This is a genomic window from uncultured Oscillibacter sp., assembly GCF_950073225.1.
Classification (GTDB): domain Bacteria; phylum Bacillota; class Clostridia; order Oscillospirales; family Oscillospiraceae; genus Oscillibacter.
The window spans coordinates 14,263-32,743 of record NZ_CATMPS010000030.1; the positions used below are offsets into that span (position 1 = coordinate 14,263).

General features: G+C 60.5%; 21 protein-coding genes and 5 tRNA genes. 6 read left to right on the forward strand and 20 right to left on the reverse strand.

The genetic code is table 11. The features are described from left to right. Positions 1-6: 6 nt before the first annotated feature. The 12 genes from Q1M04_RS12520 to lspA all read right to left on the reverse strand — a co-directional run bounded on the left by Q1M04_RS12520 (position 7) and on the right by lspA (position 7,667). Positions 7-1,167, reverse strand: a complete 1,161-nt coding sequence (locus Q1M04_RS12520) for a hypothetical protein (protein WP_300448027.1) — start codon at positions 1,165-1,167, stop codon at positions 7-9. A 19-nt stretch (positions 1,168-1,186) separates the two neighbouring features. After that, the gene (locus Q1M04_RS12525) at positions 1,187-2,227 is read right to left on the reverse strand and encodes a hypothetical protein (protein WP_300448030.1); all 1,041 of its coding nucleotides are present in this window, start codon (positions 2,225-2,227) and stop codon (positions 1,187-1,189) included. Positions 2,228-2,339: 112 nt separating this feature from the next. Then, the gene (locus Q1M04_RS12530; RefSeq protein ID WP_300448033.1) at positions 2,340-2,891 is read right to left on the reverse strand and encodes a DUF6609 family protein; all 552 of its coding nucleotides are present in this window, start codon (positions 2,889-2,891) and stop codon (positions 2,340-2,342) included. Between the two features lie 81 nt (positions 2,892-2,972). Then, complete coding sequence (locus Q1M04_RS12535; RefSeq protein ID WP_300448036.1) at positions 2,973-4,205, reverse strand: HAMP domain-containing sensor histidine kinase; 1,233 nt, start codon at positions 4,203-4,205, stop codon at positions 2,973-2,975. A 47-nt stretch (positions 4,206-4,252) separates the two neighbouring features. Then, entirely contained in the window at positions 4,253-4,927 is a 675-nt protein-coding gene (locus tag Q1M04_RS12540) for a response regulator transcription factor (protein ID WP_300347117.1), read from the reverse strand. A gap of 501 nt (positions 4,928-5,428) precedes the next feature. After that, positions 5,429-5,503, reverse strand: a tRNA-Cys gene (locus Q1M04_RS12545). 248 nt (positions 5,504-5,751) lie between these two features. Continuing rightward, a tRNA-Gly gene (locus tag Q1M04_RS12550) sits at positions 5,752-5,827 on the reverse strand. Between the two features lie 61 nt (positions 5,828-5,888). Then, positions 5,889-5,964: transfer RNA gene (locus Q1M04_RS12555), tRNA-Phe, on the reverse strand. A 3-nt stretch (positions 5,965-5,967) separates the two neighbouring features. Next, a tRNA-Asp gene (locus Q1M04_RS12560) sits at positions 5,968-6,044 on the reverse strand. A gap of 36 nt (positions 6,045-6,080) precedes the next feature. Then, positions 6,081-6,157, reverse strand: a tRNA-Val gene (locus tag Q1M04_RS12565). Between the two features lie 120 nt (positions 6,158-6,277). Then, positions 6,278-7,189 carry an RluA family pseudouridine synthase gene (locus Q1M04_RS12570; RefSeq protein ID WP_297999702.1) on the reverse strand — a complete coding sequence of 304 codons (912 nt, stop codon included), beginning with the start codon at positions 7,187-7,189 and terminating at the stop codon, positions 6,278-6,280. Beyond that, complete coding sequence (gene lspA, locus Q1M04_RS12575) at positions 7,155-7,667, reverse strand: signal peptidase II (protein ID WP_297999700.1); 513 nt, start codon at positions 7,665-7,667, stop codon at positions 7,155-7,157. The genes Q1M04_RS12570 and lspA overlap by 35 nt, the downstream gene beginning before the upstream one ends. A 180-nt stretch (positions 7,668-7,847) precedes the next feature. On the opposite strand from lspA, the gene Q1M04_RS12580 reads away from it, so the two are divergent. Then, entirely contained in the window at positions 7,848-8,093 is a 246-nt protein-coding gene (locus Q1M04_RS12580; protein ID WP_295756013.1) for a hypothetical protein, read from the forward strand. A 60-nt stretch (positions 8,094-8,153) separates the two neighbouring features. Next, entirely contained in the window at positions 8,154-8,453 is a 300-nt protein-coding gene (locus tag Q1M04_RS12585; protein WP_297999698.1) for a hypothetical protein, read from the forward strand. Positions 8,454-8,497: 44 nt separating this feature from the next. Here the strand turns inward: Q1M04_RS12585 and Q1M04_RS12590 are convergent, their stop codons facing one another. From Q1M04_RS12590 to Q1M04_RS12600, 3 genes are all read right to left on the reverse strand, one after another. Further along, on the reverse strand, positions 8,498-10,975 hold the full coding sequence (locus tag Q1M04_RS12590; protein WP_297999696.1) for an ATP-dependent Clp protease ATP-binding subunit: 2,478 nt from the start codon (positions 10,973-10,975) through the stop codon (positions 8,498-8,500). 34 nt (positions 10,976-11,009) lie between these two features. Then, positions 11,010-11,477 (reverse strand): UvrB/UvrC motif-containing protein, encoded by a 468-nt coding sequence (locus Q1M04_RS12595; RefSeq protein ID WP_297999694.1) that lies wholly within the window; start codon positions 11,475-11,477, stop codon positions 11,010-11,012. A gap of 74 nt (positions 11,478-11,551) precedes the next feature. After that, on the reverse strand, positions 11,552-12,004 hold the full coding sequence (locus Q1M04_RS12600; protein ID WP_204792177.1) for a CtsR family transcriptional regulator: 453 nt from the start codon (positions 12,002-12,004) through the stop codon (positions 11,552-11,554). A 227-nt stretch (positions 12,005-12,231) separates the two neighbouring features. On the opposite strand from Q1M04_RS12600, the gene Q1M04_RS12605 reads away from it, so the two are divergent. Continuing rightward, positions 12,232-12,405, forward strand: coding sequence for a DUF362 domain-containing protein (locus Q1M04_RS12605; RefSeq protein ID WP_293280867.1), 174 nt, complete (start codon positions 12,232-12,234; stop codon positions 12,403-12,405). 53 nt (positions 12,406-12,458) lie between these two features. Here the strand turns inward: Q1M04_RS12605 and Q1M04_RS12610 are convergent, their stop codons facing one another. From Q1M04_RS12610 to mutY, 4 genes are read right to left on the reverse strand one after another with little or no spacing between them, the layout of a single operon-like run. Further along, a complete protein-coding gene (locus Q1M04_RS12610) occupies positions 12,459-13,331 on the reverse strand; it encodes a 4Fe-4S cluster-binding domain-containing protein (RefSeq protein WP_293281640.1) in 873 nt (290 codons plus the stop codon). Then, positions 13,328-13,915 carry a thymidine kinase gene (locus Q1M04_RS12615; protein WP_297999691.1) on the reverse strand — a complete coding sequence of 196 codons (588 nt, stop codon included), beginning with the start codon at positions 13,913-13,915 and terminating at the stop codon, positions 13,328-13,330. The genes Q1M04_RS12610 and Q1M04_RS12615 overlap by 4 nt, the downstream gene beginning before the upstream one ends. Before the next feature lie 31 nt (positions 13,916-13,946). Beyond that, complete coding sequence (locus Q1M04_RS12620; protein ID WP_295756031.1) at positions 13,947-14,405, reverse strand: PF20097 family protein; 459 nt, start codon at positions 14,403-14,405, stop codon at positions 13,947-13,949. A gap of 10 nt (positions 14,406-14,415) precedes the next feature. Then, positions 14,416-15,459, reverse strand: a complete 1,044-nt coding sequence (mutY, locus tag Q1M04_RS12625; protein WP_366132233.1) for an A/G-specific adenine glycosylase — start codon at positions 15,457-15,459, stop codon at positions 14,416-14,418. A 179-nt stretch (positions 15,460-15,638) separates the two neighbouring features. Here mutY and Q1M04_RS12630 point away from each other — a divergent pair, with 179 nt between their 5' ends. From Q1M04_RS12630 to Q1M04_RS12640, 3 genes are read left to right on the forward strand one after another with little or no spacing between them, the layout of a single operon-like run. Further along, positions 15,639-15,971, forward strand: coding sequence for a PadR family transcriptional regulator (locus Q1M04_RS12630; RefSeq protein WP_295756037.1), 333 nt, complete (start codon positions 15,639-15,641; stop codon positions 15,969-15,971). After that, on the forward strand, positions 15,968-16,702 hold the full coding sequence (locus Q1M04_RS12635) for a permease prefix domain 1-containing protein (RefSeq protein ID WP_297999686.1): 735 nt from the start codon (positions 15,968-15,970) through the stop codon (positions 16,700-16,702). Before Q1M04_RS12630 ends, Q1M04_RS12635 begins: the two co-directional genes overlap by 4 nt. Beyond that, positions 16,699-17,379 carry a hypothetical protein gene (locus Q1M04_RS12640; protein ID WP_297999684.1) on the forward strand — a complete coding sequence of 227 codons (681 nt, stop codon included), beginning with the start codon at positions 16,699-16,701 and terminating at the stop codon, positions 17,377-17,379. Before Q1M04_RS12635 ends, Q1M04_RS12640 begins: the two co-directional genes overlap by 4 nt. A gap of 43 nt (positions 17,380-17,422) precedes the next feature. On the opposite strand, the gene Q1M04_RS12645 is transcribed toward Q1M04_RS12640, so the two are convergent. Beyond that, on the reverse strand, positions 17,423-18,238 hold the full coding sequence (locus Q1M04_RS12645) for a formate/nitrite transporter family protein (protein ID WP_297999682.1): 816 nt from the start codon (positions 18,236-18,238) through the stop codon (positions 17,423-17,425). Positions 18,239-18,481: the final 243 nt, after the last annotated feature.

Consider the following 18,481-nt stretch of genomic DNA (forward strand, 5'->3'; position numbering starts at 1 on the left):
GCTGGCTTAAAATTCAAATACAGATACCAGCGTATCAAGTTCGTCGATACTGCCTCCGAGAACAACTACGGCGGTCTTGGCTCCATCCAATAGGTAAATCCTGGGGATGCGGTAGAAATATGCGGGGTCGGAGTTCTCAATCACTTCGGTGGCAGCCAATTCGCCGGAGGCCACGTCATAGACGCGAACGGTCAGACTGCCGTCCAAAACGGCGGTCGCCACATAGTTCCCCTGCTCCGAGCTGTACACGCCGTCTTTGCCCTCACCGCTGGCGGAGAAGGAAAGCGTATTGGCGCTGCCTGTTGCCCGGTCCACCCAAAGCAGCGTCCCATCGGCCTGGGTAAAGGCCTGGGGGAAAAATAACCGGCTGACGCTGCTCTGCATTTCTTCCATTTCATAGCCGGACGGTTTTGTGAGCTTCAGACTGCTGCCATCCACGGCAACGCTCCCGTAGATGGAAAAGTCTTCCTCGCCATCTGCCGCGGGAATTGAGCTGCCGCTGCCAAAGAACACGATCTGGCTGTTGTCCTGGGCAAAGGCAGCGCCGTTCAGCATGGAAATACTGATGCTGGCTGTTCCGGCGTTTTGGGCCACGTCCAGGAGGGTAGTCAGGCTCCCGCTTTCCAGGTCATACAGATACAGCCCGCCCAAGGCGGCGAAGGCCAGCTTTTTCCCGTCCGTGGAGGCCGCTGCGCCCCCGGTTTCGCTGACAACAAAATCTCCCTGCAAAAGCTCATTCACCGCGATCTCCTTCTTCAGAGAGAGCGAGCTGTCGTAGATGTACGCCATCATGCCGCTGTCGCCCATGCCGGACAGGACGTAACCCCCGTCAATGGCCTGGGCTTCAAAGTCGCGCAGGGGCGCTTCTGCGGTGGCCAGCACCGAGGAAGTCCCTGTGTCGTAGAGATACAGCTTGTCTGCCAGCACGAAAAGTGTTCCGTTCCCAGCATAGGCGCAGCTCCGGAGCTTGCCGCCAAACAGGGCGGGGTCGAAGGTGCAGGAAGAAGGGGACTGCCCCGGCTGTCCGTCAGGGGTCGGAACAGAAACCACGGGAGTGTCGGATGGATCGCTTCCCGAAACCGCAGGGGCAGGGGCATCCGTTTTGCCGCAGGCGGACAACGCCAGGGTAAAAATCAGCACAAATGTGACGCAGAATGTTTTTTTCATTTTCATTTCTCCTTGCAGCTTAAGTCGATACATCCTTATATAATAGAATGGAATTGCTCTTAAAGAACGGGGCGAAGCCTTCGCCCCGCGGCACAGCGACGCAGTAAAGGGTGTTAAAATCCCCCAGCATATCCGGGTCAATCACGGCCTCAAGCTCTATGACGCCGCCTTTGCTCAATGTAATGGAGCAGGAGGTGCTTTCGTCAAGTTTCACCGGCCGGTGATCCAGGAAAAAAGCGATGCTGTAACTTGTTCCGGCTGTGCCGCACATGGTAAAGCGCAGGGTGACGGGAGCGGAGACCCGCAGGTTGTCATAAATGAGGCCGCCGTCACAGGAGAACGTATAATAGATCCCGCTGTCCAGCGTATCCATGCTCACACCGCCCCAGCCGTATTTGGGAAGCTCGTTTTCCACATACTGCGCTGTGACCTTTTCCTCCCGCAATTCGCTTTGTGAAAAGATTTTCTGGACGGGCGGAAGGTTTGAATGGGCGGCGGGCGCGTCCGCGTTGAACTGCAATTCAACACAGGATTCCAGCGTCTTATGATACCAGCCATAGCTGGAGGTGGATTCCATATCCGGCTGGAAGTCCGGGTTCGTGATGCTCACCACGGTCAGGGCCAGCGTATCGCCGGTGCTGCCGGTCACAGGCTCAAAGAGGAAGGAAAAACTCTGATCCTCCTTTGCGGGGAAGCTATGACAATACGCATACTCCGCTGTGGTATCGTTCACCTTGTAGGGCTGGGGCTGGCCGTCCAGAAACAGGAGAAATCCAACCGTATCCATCCTGCCGGTGAGGGAGAATCGGTAGTCCAGCCGAAACTCGCCGCCGTCATAGGAGAAGGGCAGACGCTCCCCGCTCTCGGAGAAATCAGCCGAAGCGGCTTCGTGGGTGAGCATTGCCAAAAATCCGGCATCCTCCTCCGCCTCCTCAAACGGATTTGCGGCGACAGCCTGTGACGGCGGGGGCGTACTGTCTGGAATGGCATAGTTCCCGCAGGCAGCGAGGGAAAAAAGAGCGCCGCACAGCAGGGGAACGGCAATCAATCGTTTTCGCATATATGGCCTCCTTTGCTTTGGTAGGTCGAGTATAACGGGCAAAGGTCAAAATTCGGTCAAGAAAAGCGAAATGCCGCCCAATTTTTTTGGCGGCATCTGATAAAATATGCTTTTACAATCGCTGCTTTGTTACATGGGGAATAAGTTTTGACGGTCTTGAGAAGAAAAGCAAATATACCCCGCATATCAATTTAACTGCTGCATCGGCAATGCAAATAACTGAAACCGATATATTGGGGAATACATAGCCTGTTGTTGCGATAACGATACATACAATCCCCAACACAACCATGCTCCAACCGTGTATAAAGAACCACAAGAAAAAATGTATGGCTGTTGCCATCAGTACACCCAACCATATCTGCCTCCAATGCCACCCGGGGATAAACGGGCCGGCAATACAAAACATCAAAAGGAACAAAGCGGCAATTGAATAATAGATCATCTTTATCTGCTTTGGGGAAACAGCTCCCTGGGAGAGTTTTTCTCTAACTTTCTTGTTTGCGTTAACACTAAAAAAGCAAGCATAATAGCCTATCAGAAACACAAATGGATTCACAAGGAATTTCCCGCCGAAGATAACAGCTATGATAAGTACAATTCCAATCAGAATCAGCCACAAACCACATTGCTTTTTGTGATTGAACTCCAATATTTCTTTCATTTTGTCCTCCTATAATAAATTACCATTTGTCATTGTCTCATAATATATCCGTTTCCCCAAAAGGGCAATTCCTTATCTACATCACCGCAACGCGAATTGCTTGACCGCGATGGAGGCTTTCACGCAGGCTCCATGGGGCGATCTGTTTGAAAGCTCTATGGTTCCCCCGTGCTTCTGGCACAGCACCCGGCTCACCGCCAGCCCCAGCCCCAGGTGCTGGCCGGAGGTATCCTCGGAGTAGAACAGGGCGGTTTTCTTTTGCAGCAGCTTGTCCGAAAAGCCCGGCCCGTCGTCGGTCACGGTGGCCGACAGGATTCCATGCTCCAGACAAAAAGCCAGCCCGATTTCCCGCTCCGCAAAACGGAGGGCATTGGAGATCAGATTTTCCAGAACACGGTACAACAGCTCCCCGTCAAGGACGGCCCTTCCCTTCGGCACATGAAGGTCACAGGAAAAACGCACCTGGGTATTTTGAAACAGGATGGATAGAGAATCCGCCATGTGCTGTAAAAAATCAGGAAGCTCCACCTCTCTGAGGCGGACTCCGGTTTCTTCGATAGCCCCCAGGTCGCGCATGGTATCGGTATAGCGGCCCATGCGCTCCGCGGTGATACCGAGATTGGAGAGCGCCTTTTCCAGTTTTTCCTCCGTCAAGGCCCCGCCCCGGCTGTTCTCCTGCAAATATTCCACATAGCCGGTCATAATGGCGATGGGGTTACGCAGATCGTGGGCCACGGATGCCTGCAACGCCCGGCGTTCCTCCAGCATACTCCACATCTGACGGTTATTCTCATATAGGGTCTGCCGCATTTTCTCAAAGGCGGTACAGAGCTGGCCCAATTCATCCTGCTCATCATAGATAATCTGAAAGTTCAAATCCCGGTCTTGAATATGGGCGGTGGCATCCATCAGGACAGTGATCGGCGGCTCCAGCACCTTGTGATAAAACCACCACGCGCACAAAGTAATTCCAATCACAGCAAACAGAAACGGCAGCAACACCATACAAACCTGTGAAGTACGGTAGGCCGTTCTCGCTTTCGGGGAAAGCATGGAGTAGCTGGATTCAATACGCTCTATCCTGTAGCTCGTCTGTCCCTGATTCTCGTTGTGTTCCTGGCTGTCCGCTACCAGTTGGCCGAATGGCTCTGGTGAGCCGTCAAGGACATACCTCATCTTTGCCTCTGTGACCGTACCATCCGGGGCGGTTGTCTGCTGCGTCAGCCAGACCTCGTTGGAATCGGGGAGAATATGGTTTTGGAAACGATAACAGCCGAAAATCGCAAGGCCGCTGCACAGGAACACAATCAGCATTGTGACCGCCACAGCTTTCATAAAAGCGCGTTTCAATGACTGCCTTTTTATTTTTTCCATCGGTAGCCCATCCCCCAAACTGTTTCGATGTACTCACTTCCGCTGGCCTGCATGAGCTTCGCGCGGATTTTGCGGATATGCTCTTTAATCACGCTGCTGTCGCCCGCCGCGTCATAGCCCCATACCGCCTCATAGATGCGTTCTTTGTCAAAGACCTGATTGGGGTTAGAGGACAGAAATTCGATGATGTCAAATTCCCTCTTGGAAAAGGAAAGCTCCTGCTCGTTCCAAAATACTTTTCGATCAGAGAGATTGATAATCAGCCCCTGGGAGGTCACGACCTCCGGCGGGCGGTTATTCCGCTCGTCCCGGCGCAGATGGGCCTCAATGCGGGCAAGCAATTCCTGCAAGCCGAAAGGCTTGGTGATATAGTCGTCCCCTCCGGCCCGCAGGCCGTTGACCTTATCCTGCTCTGTGATCCGTGCCGTCAGGAACAGGATCGGGCAGACGATATGGTTCCGAATGACCTTGCACAGCTCCAGCCCATCCATCCCCGGCATATTGATGTCCAGCAGAATGAGATTTGGTTTTGCAGTCAGCTTCGCCAGGGCTTCAGCGCTGCTGTTGGCTGCGGAAACCGTATAGCCGTGATCCTGCAAATGGGTGGAAAGCAATTCGGTCAGGATAGGTTCATCATCCACGATCAAAATTCTGTATGCCATGTGAACACCTCCAGTCTTTTTCATCATATAGGGAGAAAGTCAAAATTTGGTCAAGAATAAAACTCAATGACATATTTCAATTATATACTGTGGAGCGTCAAGTATCAATTTTGCAAATATGGCCTCTTTAAATTATATATGCGCCGCCAGAAATGGCGGCAGGTTTCGCTCGCCTTGTTATTATTTCTGAGCTTAAAACTCGGAAATAATATTTCAGGGGCCGATGCGATTTTCTGTGTTCTTCAAGGAGAGGTTATACCGGATAAATTTGAAAGCAAAAGGAAAAGGTACCGCCTGGGAAAAGTCCCGGGCAGTACTTTTTTCAAATGGGGCAGGGAGCGTGTTTCGAAAAGAAGGAGGCCTGCCCCGGCGATCCCCGCTGTTCGCTTATTCGCAAGACCAACCGGCTGACGTCTGGACCGCTACCCTTTTATAAACCCGATTAGGGGCGGCCATCCAAATAATCGCAAAAAAAGACGGGCAAAGCCCGTCTTTTCATCTTGGAGGTGACACCCGGATTTGAACCGGGGAATCAGGGTTTTGCAGACCCTTGCCTTACCACTTGGCTATGTCACCATCTACACTGTATTATATGCGAACTCTCCGAAAAAGTCCACCCCTTTTTGAAAAAAACTCAAAAAATTTTCCCGCCCTCCGGAACCCCGCCGCGAACGAGACAATGCGGCGCAAAACCGGAGCCCCGGAACCCGGCGAAGCATCCGCAAGAGATGCGCAGCGGTTCCGGTGGGGAAGCGAAGGAATTCCCATCACCGCTCCGCTTCCGCCTTGCGGCGAAAACTCCGCTATGATGGGAATTCCTGAGCTGGAGCGGGCAACGAGGCTCGAACTCGCTACCTCCACCTTGGCAAGGTGGCGCTCTACCAGATGAGCTATGCCCGCATATGGGGCACGCCGCATTCGTAAGGCGGCAAGCCGCCAACGACTGCACAGTGCCCGCGTGTGGTGCCCAGAGCCGGAATCGAACCAGCGACACGTGGATTTTCAGTCCACTGCTCTACCAACTGAGCTATCTGGGCAAGTGGCGACCCGGAACGGGCTCGAACCGTCGACCTCTAGCGTGACAGGCTAGCGTTCTAACCAACTGAACTACCGGGCCGTAACCTTGCGTGGAAGGGGCTTAAGAGTGGGGATCTGGTGGGAACAACTGGACTCGAACCAGTGACCCCCTGCTTGTAAGGCAGATGCTCTAACCAGCTGAGCTATGCTCCCAAGTCACCGCCCACGTCAAACGGCATTGACTAGTATACGAAAAGATTTCGGTTTTGTCAAGGCGTATTTCAAAAATTTTTGGTTTTTTATGAAAATTCATCACCGCCCCCGGAAGAACCCTCAAAGCCGCCGGGCCAGCCTTTGGAGCTGGGCTTGAAATTCCTCCGGCAGGGGGCAGGAGAGCTCCACGGTTTTTCCGGTGCGGGGGTGGACGAACCGCAGGCCCGCGGCGTGGAGGCACTGGCCCTGGAGGCCGGGAGCGGGCTTCCCATAGACCGGGTCCCCCAGGATGGGGCGGCCCAGATAAGCCAGGTGGACCCGGATCTGGTGGGTCCGCCCGGTCTCCAGGCGGCAGCGGAGGTGGGTGAAGCCGGAAAAGCGGGCCAGGACCTCCCAGTGGGTGACGGCGGGGCGGCCGGTGGGGATTACCGCCATCTTCTTCCGGTCCGCCGGGTGCCGCCCGATGGGGGCGTCCACCGTTCCCCGGTCCTCCCGGAAGCCGCCCATAGCGATGCACTCGTAGGTCCGGGCCAGGCTGTGGTCCTGGAGCTGGGCGGCCAGGGCCTGGTGGGCAAAGTCGTTCTTGGCGGCGATGATGAGGCCGGAGGTGTCCCGGTCGATGCGGTGGACGATGCCGGGGCGCAGGGCCCCGCCCACACCGGAGAGGCTGCCGCCGCAGTGATGGAGCAGAGCGTTGACCAGGGTGCCGTCCGGATGGCCCGGGGCGGGGTGGACCACCAGGCCCTTGGGCTTGTTCACCACGATGACGTCCCCATCCTCGAAGACCACATCCAGGGGGATGTCCTGGGGCAGGGCGTCCAGGGGCTCCGGGTCCGGCAGGGAGACGGACAGCGTTTCTCCCCCGGCGAGCTTATAGTTTTTCGCCAGAGGCTTCCCGTTCAGGGTGACCCGGCCCTCCTCCAGGAGGCGCTGGGCGGCGGAACGGGTCAGGCCCTCCGCCTGGGAGGGAAGCCAGGCGTCCACCCGCTTCCCGGCGTCAAGTTCCGTGGGACGGAGCGTCAGCGTTTCCATGGGGCTTCTCCTTTTTGTCGTACTTCTCGTAGAACCACTGGTAGTAGACGAGGCCCAGGACGCAGCCGGAAACAATGCACATGTCCGCCACGTTGAAGACGGGATAGCTCTCGTAAAACTGGAAGTGGAACATGTCCACCACGTAGCCCAGGCGCACCCGGTCCAGAATGTTCCCCAGGCCGCCGGAGACGATAAGGCAGCAGGCCAGGGTCCCCAGGGGGTGCCGGACCACCCGGCGGACCAGCAGGGCCAAAATCGCCAGGACGATAAGGCCGGTGGCGGCGACCAGCAGCCAGCGCTGCCCGGAAAAGCTGGACCAGGCCGCGCCGTAGTTGTGGACGGCTTTCCACTCCACAAAGCCCGGCAGGAGGGGACGGGTTTCCCCCAGGGGAAGGGTGAGGGTGATATAATGCTTGACCCACTGGTCCAGGGCCAGCAGGGCCAGGCCCAGCAGGGCGGAGAGGGCGGTGAAGGGCATGGCGGGGCCTCCTTTGGAGAAATGGTGTTCCCTGACAGTGTACACGCTTTTGGTGGAAAAGGCAAGGGCGGCGTTTGGACGATTCCTCTTGATGGATGAGAAAATCTGTGGTAGGATATTTTTGCAATAAGCTGTCGCTTCCGGCGGGCCGCCGCGGGCGAAGAGAGGAGGAAACCCTTCATGGCGGAAGAAATGACCGAGCCCGTACAGGCGGTCCCTGAAGAAGAGGCTCCAAAACAAGAGGCACCAAAACAAGAAGATCCAAAACCGGAGGCCCCCCCACAGGCGGCGCCTGTCCCGGCTGAGAAGCCCAAGAAAAAGGACGGGCCCGCGCTGACGGTGCTGACGGTGCTGCTGGTTTTGGTGGGCGTGGCCGATCTGGCCCTGTGGGGCCTGGCGGGCTTCTATTTTCTCGGGAACCTCTAGGACCGGACTGTCTGGGCGGTACCATCCAACCATTTGGCGAAACGCGGAAAGGAAACATGTATGGCGAAAACAGCGTGGATTTTTTCCTACAAGCTCAAAAAGACCGTGACCCCGGAGGAGTTCATGGAGCGGACCCAGGCGCTCCACGACGCGGTGATTTCCAAGGCCAAGGGCTTCCTCTCCTGGGAGCACTATGTGCAGGACGAGACCTGGACGGACTTCGTCCTCTGGGAGACGGAGGAGGACGCCCAGAACGCAACCACCGTGGGGCAGGGCACGGCGGAGGCGGAGGCCTTCTACGCCTGCATCCGCATTGTGACCTGCCGTGCGCTGATCTCCCGGTTTGTGAAAAAGTACTGAGGAGCGAACACGGCCCCGCCTTCCGGCGGGGCCGTTGGTTTTGTTCAGGCGGGTATTTCCTCCTTGGTCACCAGCAGCTTGCTGTCCTCCACGGTGAGGGCGGCGGTGTCCCCCTCCTTGAGGGTGCCGTCCAGCATCCGCTCCGCCACGGCGTCCTCCACCTTGCTCTGGATGCAGCGGCGCAGGGGCCGAGCGCCGTATTTCGGGTCGTAGCCCTCCCGGACCAGCTCCGCCACCGCCTCGTCGGAGGCGCTGAGGTGCAGGCCCATGGATTCCATCCGGGCGGACACGGTTTCCAGCATCCGGCGGGCCACCTCGTGGATGTCCTCCTCGGTAAGGGCCCGGAAGACGATGATATCGTCGATGCGGTTCAAAAACTCCGGCCGGAAGGTCTGGCGGAGCTCCGCCATGACGGTTTCCTTGGCCTGGAGGAATTTCTTCTCCTCGTCGTCCGCCGCCGGTTCGCCGGAGTTGAAGCCCAGGCGGGTCCCGGCGGTGGTGAGGCTCTTGGCCCCGATGTTGCTGGTCATGACGATGACCGTGTTTTTGAAGTCCACCGTCCGGCCCTGGGAGTCCGTAATCCGTCCGTCGTCCAGGATCTGGAGGAGGATGTTCCACACGTCCTCGTGGGCCTTTTCAATCTCGTCGAAGAGGACCACGGAATAGGGCTTGCGCCGGACCCGCTCGGTGAGCTGGCCGCCCTCCTCGTGGCCCACATAGCCCGGGGGGGAGCCGATGAGGCGGGAGACGGTGTGGCGCTCCATATACTCCGACATGTCGATGCGGATGATGGCGCTCTCGTCGCCGAACATGGCCTCTGCCAGGGATTTGCACAGCTCCGTCTTCCCCACGCCCGTGGGGCCCAGGAACAGGAAGGAGCCTGTGGGCCGCTTGGGGTCCTTCAGCCCCACCCGGCCCCGGCGGATGGCCCGGGCCACGGCCTTCACGGCCTCGTCCTGGCCCACCACCCGCTGGTGGAGAATCTCCTCCATCCGAAGAAGGCGGCTGCCCTCGTCCTCCGTCAGGCGGGTGACGGGGATGCCCGTCCAGCCCGCCACCACGGCGGCGATGTCTTCCGCCGTAACGGGGCGGTGCTGCCGGGGGCTGGAGCGCCGCTTCTCCCGCTCCTGCTCCACCTGGTCCCGGTAGTTGCTCTCAATGTCCCGGAGCTGGGCGGCGGTCTCATAGTCCTGACGCTGGATGGCGGCGTCCTTGTCCTTGGCCAGGGCGGCGATTTTCTCCTCCAGGGATTTCAGCTCCGGGGAAATTTCCTCCTCCTCCATGCGGACCCTGGACGCGGCCTCGTCCATCAGGTCAATGGCCTTGTCGGGCAGGAAGCGGTCGGAGATATACCGGGCGGAGAGGGAGACGGCGGCCTCCAGGGCCTCGTCAGTGAGCTGAAGCTTGTGGTGCTGCTCGTACTTCTCCCGGAGGCCCTTCAAAATCTCCAGGCTGGCCTCCTGGCTGGGCTCGCCCACCTGGACGGGCTGGAAGCGGCGCTCCAGGGCGGCGTCCTTTTCGATATACTTCCGGTACTCGTTCAGGGTGGTGGCCCCGAGACAGCGGATTTCTCCCCGGCCCAGGGCGGGCTTGATGATGTTGGCCGCGTCCACGGCCCCCTCGGCAGACCCTGCCCCCACGATGGTGTGGAGCTCGTCGATGAAGAGGATCACGTCCCCGGACTTCTTCACCTCGTCCAGGGCCTTTTTGATGCGCTCTTCAAACTCGCCCCGGTACTTGGTCCCCGCCACCATGCCGGAGAGGTCCAGGGAGAGGATGCGCTTGTCCAGCAAATCCTCGGGCACGTCCCCCATCGCAATTTTCCGGGCCAGGCCCTCGGCGATGGCGGTTTTGCCCACGCCGGGCTCGCCGATGAGGCAGGGATTGTTCTTCGTCCGGCGGGAGAGGATCTGGATGACCCGCTGGATCTCATCGTCCCGGCCCACCACGGGGTCCAGCTTGCCGTTCCGGGCGTCGGCGGTCAGGTCCCGGGTGAACTCCCGGAGGGTTTTCCCGCTCCCGCTAGCCCCGCCGGAGGAGGGGCCCCGGTCGTCCCGGGGGGCGGCGGGCTGGCGGCTCTGGGGCCGCTGGTTCAGCTTCTGCATCAGGGCGGCGTAGAGGGGCCGGGCGTCCACCCCGGCGGTGCGGAGGATGCGGACGGCCATGTTGTTCCCCTCCCGGAGGAGGCCCGCCAGCAGGTGCTCCGTGCCCACATAGGGGCTGCCGCCCCGGACGGCGTCCTCCACGGCAATCTCCACCACCCGGCGGGCCCGGGGGGTCAGGCCCTGGGCGGGGTTCCCGCCGGGGAGGCCCGCGCCGACGCTGCGCTTGATGATTTGGACGATCATGTCGTCGGTGAGCCCGGATTCCAGGAGGACGTCGTGGGCGGTGCCCTGGTCCTCCCGGATGAGCCCCAGAAGCAGGTGCTCCGTGCCCACGTAGCCGTGGCCCAGCTCTCCCGCGGCCTCCTGGCTGAGGCGGAGAGACTCCTCCGCGCCGGGGCTGAATTTTTTCTCATTCATATGCAAGACACTTCCTTTCGTGCAGTCGGGTGGTTCAGTTCTGTTCCAGGCTGTGGATCTGGTCTCGGAGCTCCGCCGCCCGCTCGAAGTTCTCCTCCTGGACGGCCTTTTGCATCTCCATCCGCAGGGCGTTGAGCTGCCGCTTTTTGGAAATCTCGTTTTGCTCCTCCTGCTCCAGCAGGGCCTCCTGGGCCTTGGGAGCTTCCTGCTTCGCCTCCGCCGGGGCGCCCAGGGCGGGCATATCGGCGAAGAAGTCGTCAAAGGGGTCCTCCAGCATACGGTTCATCCGGCTCAGCAGGGAGGGGACGGGGGTGAAGAAGTCGTCGAACAGCCCGCCGCCGAAGAGGCCCCGCATCATCCGCTGGCTCTGGGCGGCCAGGCGCTGGGTGTAGCCCAGCCGCTCGGCGCATTCGGCGCACAGGTGTTTCTCGGTAATCTGGCCGTTGACGTTGCTCTGGTAAACAAAGGTGACTTCATTCTTGCCACAATTTTCGCATTTCATAATAAAAACCTCCTGTATACGGAAAATGTTTTGGTGACAGATGGAAAGGTGGGGCCGCTCCGGCGTATGCCCCGCTAGACCTGGAGAATCAGAACGTTTTTCAAAACGTCCGCCCGGACCTGGTCCCGGAGGTCCCGGGGCACGGCCCCCAGGGCCTTGTCTCCCACGGCGGCCAGCAGCGTCCGGGCCAGGCCCTCCGGCAGGGCCCCGGCCTCCGCCAGGTTCCCCAGGATGGCCCGGGCGGAGGGCAGGTCCACCCGCTCGCCCAGGGAGTTGATGACGTGCATCAAAAGAGTCTCCCGGTCCACCTGGACCCGGGTGATGCGGATATACCCGTTGCCGCCCCGGCGGCTCTCCACGATATAGCCCCGCTCGGGGGAGAAGCGGGTGGACATGACGTAGTTGATCTGGCTGGGCACGCAGTTGAACCGCTGGGCCAGCTCGCCCCGCTGGACCTCCAGCACGCCGTCTCCCGTCTCGTCCAGGCATTCTTGAAGGAAGCCGGCAATTAAATCGGAAATCCCCATGGGTACGCCTCCTCGTTTGACTTTGACTATCTTTGATGTTTTGGATGATGTTAGTATACCATCTGCCGGAGAAATGTCAAGAGGAAATCTTTGACGTTCTTTGACGTTTGTGAAAACAAAGTGTGAACAGGGGAAGTAAAAATTTTCCGTCAGGGGTTTCACAAAGCTCTTGCTTTTTTTCGAGAGTATGCTACAATGGGAATACAATTCTAATGGAGGTGCAACCCATGGCCTATAAGATCACTTCTGCCTGTGTGAGCTGCGGCGCCTGCTCTGACGCCTGCCCCGCCGGCGCCATCAGCCAGGGCGATGATTCCTACGTCATCGACGCTGCCGCCTGCCTGGACTGCGGTTCTTGCAGCGACACCTGCCCCAACGGCGCCATCGTCCCCGAGGAGTAATTCATAAGGGATACATAAAAGTCCCGTGAGCATTGCTCACGGGACTTTTTGTTTTATATTCCCGACAGGTCAAAATCCGGGGTGTACTCCTCCCTGGCGGAGGTGCGCTCCTGGGTGTAGCCGTCCGCGATGCCGCAGTTTTCCATGTATTCCGCCGCCGCCCGGTACTCCGCCCTCGTCACATGGCGGCTGAGATTCCCGGAGGCCCCGGGCTGGGGGGTGTACTGGCTCATGAGGGAGAACAGCACCTCCCCGGGGCGGAAGGCTTCCGACACCCAGTCGATGCAACGGCGGGTATTCTCCAGCTCCCCAGGGAGCAGCAGGTGGCGGATCAGCACGCCGGATTTGAGCGCGCCGTTTTCCATGCGGTAAGGCCCCGTCTGGCGGAACATCTCCAAAATGGCCGGGGCGGCGCGGTCAAAATAGTCCGGGGCGGCGGAGTATTTCCCGGCGGGGCCGGGGAGGGCGTATTTCAGGTCCGGCAGGTAGATCTGGACCTTTCCCGCCAGGGACCGCAGGGTGGGGACGCTTTCATAGCCCCCGCAGTTCCACACCACCGGGACGGGCCAGGGCCCGTCCCCCAGGGCCTCTATAATGGCGGGGGCGAAGTGGGTGGGGGTCACCAGGTCCAGGCAGGCCGCCCCTCCGGCGATGAGCTCCCGGAAGATTTCCCGGAGGCGGGAGACGGAAACGGGCTTCCCCACGCCGCCCTGGGAGATGGGCTTATTCTGGCAGTAAGCGCAGCGGAGATTGCAGCCGGAGAAAAAAACGGCTCCCGCCCCGTGCTCCCCGACGAGGCAGGGCTCCTCCCACTGGTGGAGCATCGCCCGGGCCACCACAGGCTCCGACGGCATGCCACATACGCCGCCGGGGCGGTCCGGGGTCCGCTCTGCCCGGCAGGCCCGGGGACAGAGGGCGCAGGTCATAGGGCCTCCACGTCAAAGTCCGGTCCCAAATTCCCCTCCATCCAATGGCGGCGGCAGAGGCCGATGTATTTGTCGTTGGCCCCCAGGACCACCTGCTCCCCCTCCTTGAGGACCTTGCCGTTTTCGTCAAAGCGGGCGTTGAAGGTGGCTTTTTTGCCGCACCAGCAGATGGTCTTGACCTCCTCGATTTTGTCCGCCATGACCAGGAGCTGATAGCTGCCGGGGAACAGGTCCCCCTTGAAGTCCGCCCGGAGGCCGTAGCACAGGACGGGGATGTCCAGCCGGTCCACCAGATCCACCAGGTACATGACCTCTTCCTTGGTGAGGAACTGGGCTTCGTCCACAATGATGCAGGCGTTTTGCTGGAGCTCCATGGCGGTCATCTCCTGCATCTCGTCAAAGTACACGCAGGGGTATTTCAGCCCAATGCGGGAATAGACCATGTGCTCCCCGTCCCGGGCGTCCAGCCGGGGCTTGACCATCAGGGCCTTCTGGCCCCGCTCCTCGTAGTTGAAGCGGGCCATCAGGGCGTTGGCGGACTTGCTGGAGCCCATGGCCCCATACTTAAAGTATAATTGTGCCATAAATATACAAAAAGCGATGGAATTCGGCAGATTATTCCTCGCTCTCTTCCTCCTCTTTCGTTTCTTCCGTTTCCGCCGGGGCGGCGAAGGGGCTGTAGTCCTCCGGCGGGTCCGGCATGTTGAAAACCGCTTTTTTGCAGTCCCGGCAGAGCCAGACGGTCTTGTAAACGCCCCAGGGGTCACCCTCGTCCAGCAGGTCCAGGGCGTTTCCGTCCAGGGCCCGGAGGGGATCAAACTTGTGGACGCCGGGGTACCAGCGGACGCTGTCCCGCCCGCCTGTGAGAAAGCCCTGCTCCATCTCTTTCCCGCACCAGGGGCAGGGCTCCGGCGGGAGGCGCCTGGCCTCTTCTTTTTCCTTTGCCTTGGCCTTGCGCTCCTCGTTCCAGGCCTTCAGGCTGTCAAGGGGATTTGCTTGCGGCTCCTTGGGCTCCCGGCGGGGCTTGTCCGGTTTTTGGTCCCAGGGGTCCTCGCTCTGTTTCCAGAATGGCATACGGTTCCTCCTATTCCTCCAGTTCCCGCCGGACCTCCTCCGTGAAGCGGGAGAAGGCCGAGGGGACGGCGTGACGCTCCAGGGTATCCACCCAGGTGAAATCCTCCGGCCCGTCCCCGGAAACCTCCAGGGCGTAGCCGGTCATGTGCCATTCTACGTGGCTGAAAATGTGCTTTGCCGTCAGGCGGCGTTTCCAGGCGAGCGGCTCCAGGCCCCAGGCCCGGACCGCGACCGCGGCGGCGGGCTCGTCCAGGGCGCTTTCCACGTTGGGAAACTCCCACAGCCCCGCCAGCAATCCGGAGGCCGGGCGCTTCCGCAGGGCCGCGCGGCCCTCCCGGAGGAGGAGGAACACCGTCTTGTCCTCCACCCGGCGGGACTTTTTCGGGGCCTTTACCGGCAGGCTTTCCGCCGTGCCCCGGGCCCGGCCCAGGCAGAGGTCCCGGACGGGGCAGAGAAGGCATTTCGGCGGGCCGTTCGGCACGCAGACCGTGGCCCCCAGCTCCATGAGGGACTGGTTGAAAATCCGCGCGTCCGCCTCGGCTTCCGGGAAAATATTCTGGACCTGGGAGCGGATGGCTTTTTTCGTCTGGGGGAGGGCAACGTCGCTGTGGTCATCCGTCAGGCGGGTGACAACCCGGAGGACGTTGCCGTCCACCGCCGCTTCCCGCCGGGCAAAGGCGGCGGAGGCAATGGCGGCGGCGGTGTAGTCCCCGATACCGGGGAGGGTCAGGAGTTCTTCATAGGTATCGGGGAAGCCCCCCCGGTCCACCGCCAGCTTGGCGGCCTTTTGAAGGTTCCGGGCCCGGCTGTAGTAGCCCAGGCCCTCCCAGAGCTTCATCAGGTGTTCCTCCGGCGCGGAGGCCAGGGCCTCCACCGTGGGGAAGGCCTCCAGAAACCGGGCGTAGTAGCCCAGCACCGCCGCTACCCGGGTTTGCTGAAGCATGATTTCCGAGACCCAGATGCGGTAGGGGTCCCGGGTTTTCCGCCAGGGAAGGTCCCGGGCGTTGGCTCGATACCACGCCAACAGGGGAGGGGGGAGCTGGGATAAGGTCAAAGCAATCTCATTCATGGGGAGATTATAGCATAAATTTTGGGAGTTGGACAGCTTTTTTTCCGGGAGGGGCGCTTGCGAATTTTAACCAGCCGGTCCGCCCTGCGGTTTTTTCTCTTGACATACCTAGAAATACTATGTATAATAAGCATAGAAATTCTAGGTATCAGGAGGCGGACGCGATGAAGAAACAGGCCATTGAGCATACCCGGCTGCTGGCGCTTTCATTGCTGGCGGGGGAGGACATGTATGGGTATCAGATGATTGTGGAGCTGGCCCGGCGGTCCAACCACACCTTTGACATGAAGGAGGGGACGCTGTATCCGGTGCTCCACGGGCTGGAGCAGGAGGGCTTTGTGGAGGCCTACCGGAAGCAGGCCCCCACGGGGCGGGAGCGGAAATACTACCACCTCACCCGGAAGGGCCAGGGGGCCCTCCGGGAGGAGGAGGCCGCCTGGAGGCGGTATTCCGGGGCGGTGAACGATGTGCTGCGGGGCGGCGCGGAGGCCGTATGACCCGGCAGGAGTTTTTGGACCAGGTGCTCTCGCCCCTGGGGCGGCTGACGGCCCAGGAGCGGGAGAACGTCCGCCGGGAGCTGGAGGAGCATGTGGAGGATCGGATGGAGGCCCTTTTGGAGATGGGCTGGAGTGCGGAACTGGCGGAAGCGCGGTGCCTGGAGGCCATGGGGGACCCGGCGGAGATTGGCCGGGAGATGGCAAAGCAGTACCGGGGCAAGGGCTGGCTGTGGCTGGGCCGGGCGGCGGTAGCGTTGACCGTGGTGATGTGTATCCAGGCCCTGCTGGGGTTTGGGATGCTGTCCAATGTCTGGAGCAGTCTGGAGGCCCGAATTTGCCCGTCGACGGCCAGTTCCATCGGCGGTCTGAAAGACGTGGAAGCCGAGGAAGCGTTGGACATCCGGGCGGAGGTTGGAAACGATATCCTGCGGATTTACCAGGTGTACGTGGGGGAGAAAGACGGACAGCGGGCGGCCATGGTGCTGGCCTGTATGTATGACCGGCTGCCCTTCGGCATCGCGGCGGATGGGCTGGCCAGCCGGAGTGAGCTGTGGAACGAGCGGGGCGGGACGGGGACCAGCGCCGGGGGCAGTGGAAATTACAGGGCGGAGTACGCCGTCCGGTGGACCCCGGTGGAGCCGGGGGATACCCATGTGGTCTGGGAGTACCGGGCTATCGGGGAGACTGTCCGGCTGGAAATCCCCCTGCCGGGAGGGGAGGAGACGGTATGAAGAAAGAGAAAAAGGGACGGCTGTCCTCCCGGAGAAAAAGAAGCCTCCGCCGGGTCCTCATCGCGGCGGCGGCGGTGCTTCTGGTGAACCGGATTTTCCTCATCGGCCTCCTGTTCCCTATTCAGGCCCTCTGGCACATTGAGGAGCGGACAGGCACGGGCCGGACGGCGGTGGTCTGCCGGGACTGGGTCCCGGAGATTTACAAAACCGGCCTGGTCTATCTGACGGAAAACGAGAATGTCACCATGCTCAGCGCGGTCCGCCTGTCGTTTTACGGCTGGACGGAGCTCTATGGCGTGCCGGTGGACTGCGGGGCGGAGGGTCCCATCCACGGCGGCTGGTGGAGCTTTGTACGGATGGAAAAGGCGGGCCGGTTCTATGTGTTCGGCAGGGTGGACGACCCGGAGATCGCCTGGCTGGAGGTCTATTTCATGCGCCCGGACGACCCCCGGGGAGAGGAACGGATCGGCCGGGCCCACGGCAATTACGGGATTCATCGGGGCGACAGCGGCTGGATGGAGAAGGACGGACGGCTCTATTTCCTGTTTGAGGCCAACCTGGTGGATTGGAGCGAGTACCCCACCGGCCTCCGGGTCGTCGCCGTGGGCTATGACGAGGACAGGAATGCGGTTGCGCGGACGGATTTGGAGCAGGGAGGCGTCTCCGTCGCCCAGTAAAAACACCGAGCCGGGAGGTATTGCCTCCCGGCTCGGTGTTTGTTCAGTCCTTCTTCAAATGCGCATACCAGAGCAGCGCAGCCAGTCCCGCGCCCCCCAGGACGTTTCCCAGGGTGACGGGGAGGAGGTTTCCCAGGAGGAAATTGGGAACGGTCAGGGCGGAAAGGTCCACACCGGCCTCTTGGGCCAGCTGGAGGTACTGGGGATTCCGCACCGCCAGAAGCCCGGCGGCGATGTAGTACATGTTCGCCACGCAGTGCTCAAAGCCGCAGAGGACGAAGTAGCAAACCGGGATAAAAGCTCCCATGAAGCGGCCCGCCGCGTCCTGGGCGGAGAGGGCCAGCAAGACCCCCAGGCACACCAGGAGATTACAGAAAATCCCCAGCCCAAAGCCGCTTAGAAACGGCAGGGCGCACTTCCCGGCGGCAAGGCGGACGGTGTAGACCGCCAGCCCTCCGGCGGAGTAGTTCAGCTGCCCGAACCACACGCAGCCCGCCGCCACGAGAAAGGCCCCCAGGAAGTTCCCCAGGTAGACCAGGGCCCAGTTCCGCAAAAGGCCGGGTAGGGTGCATTTTCTCTCCAGCAGGGAGAGAACCAGCAGGCTGTTCCCGGTGAAGAGCTCCGCCCCGGTGACGATGACCATGCACAGGCCGAAGGGGAAGAGGAGACCGGAGACGGTCCGGGCAGGGCCCACGTTTTCCATGCCGTGAACCGCCGTATTCGTGGCGGCGCAGCCCAGGGCGATGAGGGCCCCGGCCAGCAGGGAGAGGGCCAGGAGCTTCCCGGCGCTCTTTTGCGTCTTGGCCGTCCCTCCGGCGGCATAACGATCCAAAAATTCCTTGGGGGCAAGGTAATGCAAGGTTCTACTCCTTTCAAAGGCCCGCAATGCTTCCGCTCCAAGAGGAGCAGGGACTTGGTTGTGGGGCCTGAGCCCCTGCTCAGGCCATTCTCCTTCTATATGAGCATTTCCAAAGCAACTTAGGGAAGCACTGATTAAAGCCGGTAAAAGCCAGGCAAACAGACAAAGGTAAAGGAAACGACCAATAAAGGGCCATATTGGGGGATGAATTCCTCGCTTTTCCAGTCCCAGCCCGGTCGAAGG

Excerpts from the sequence above, each read along its gene's own strand:
- Q1M04_RS12520 (WP_300448027.1), bottom strand. The coding sequence starts at position 1,167 with ATGAAAAAAACATTCTGCGTCACATTTGTGCTGATTTTTACCCTGGCG.
- Q1M04_RS12525 (WP_300448030.1), bottom strand. The coding sequence starts at position 2,227 with ATGCGAAAACGATTGATTGCCGTTCCCCTGCTGTGCGGCGCTCTTTTT.
- Q1M04_RS12530 (WP_300448033.1), bottom strand. The coding sequence starts at position 2,891 with ATGAAAGAAATATTGGAGTTCAATCACAAAAAGCAATGTGGTTTGTGG.
- Q1M04_RS12535 (WP_300448036.1), bottom strand. The coding sequence starts at position 4,205 with ATGCTGATTGTGTTCCTGTGCAGCGGCCTTGCGATTTTCGGCTGTTAT.
- Q1M04_RS12540 (WP_300347117.1), bottom strand. The coding sequence starts at position 4,927 with ATGGCATACAGAATTTTGATCGTGGATGATGAACCTATCCTGACCGAA.
- Q1M04_RS12570 (WP_297999702.1), bottom strand. The coding sequence starts at position 7,189 with ATGGAAACGCTGACGCTCCGTCCCACGGAACTTGACGCCGGGAAGCGG.
- lspA (WP_297999700.1), bottom strand. The coding sequence starts at position 7,667 with ATGCCCTTCACCGCCCTCTCCGCCCTGCTGGGCCTGGCCCTGCTGGCC.
- Q1M04_RS12580 (WP_295756013.1), top strand. The coding sequence starts at position 7,848 with ATGGCGGAAGAAATGACCGAGCCCGTACAGGCGGTCCCTGAAGAAGAG.
- Q1M04_RS12585 (WP_297999698.1), top strand. The coding sequence starts at position 8,154 with ATGGCGAAAACAGCGTGGATTTTTTCCTACAAGCTCAAAAAGACCGTG.
- Q1M04_RS12590 (WP_297999696.1), bottom strand. The coding sequence starts at position 10,975 with ATGAATGAGAAAAAATTCAGCCCCGGCGCGGAGGAGTCTCTCCGCCTC.
- Q1M04_RS12595 (WP_297999694.1), bottom strand. The coding sequence starts at position 11,477 with ATGAAATGCGAAAATTGTGGCAAGAATGAAGTCACCTTTGTTTACCAG.
- Q1M04_RS12600 (WP_204792177.1), bottom strand. The coding sequence starts at position 12,004 with ATGGGGATTTCCGATTTAATTGCCGGCTTCCTTCAAGAATGCCTGGAC.
- Q1M04_RS12605 (WP_293280867.1), top strand. The coding sequence starts at position 12,232 with ATGGCCTATAAGATCACTTCTGCCTGTGTGAGCTGCGGCGCCTGCTCT.
- Q1M04_RS12610 (WP_293281640.1), bottom strand. The coding sequence starts at position 13,331 with ATGACCTGCGCCCTCTGTCCCCGGGCCTGCCGGGCAGAGCGGACCCCG.
- Q1M04_RS12615 (WP_297999691.1), bottom strand. The coding sequence starts at position 13,915 with ATGGCACAATTATACTTTAAGTATGGGGCCATGGGCTCCAGCAAGTCC.
- Q1M04_RS12620 (WP_295756031.1), bottom strand. The coding sequence starts at position 14,405 with ATGCCATTCTGGAAACAGAGCGAGGACCCCTGGGACCAAAAACCGGAC.
- Q1M04_RS12630 (WP_295756037.1), top strand. The coding sequence starts at position 15,639 with ATGAAGAAACAGGCCATTGAGCATACCCGGCTGCTGGCGCTTTCATTG.
- Q1M04_RS12635 (WP_297999686.1), top strand. The coding sequence starts at position 15,968 with ATGACCCGGCAGGAGTTTTTGGACCAGGTGCTCTCGCCCCTGGGGCGG.
- Q1M04_RS12640 (WP_297999684.1), top strand. The coding sequence starts at position 16,699 with ATGAAGAAAGAGAAAAAGGGACGGCTGTCCTCCCGGAGAAAAAGAAGC.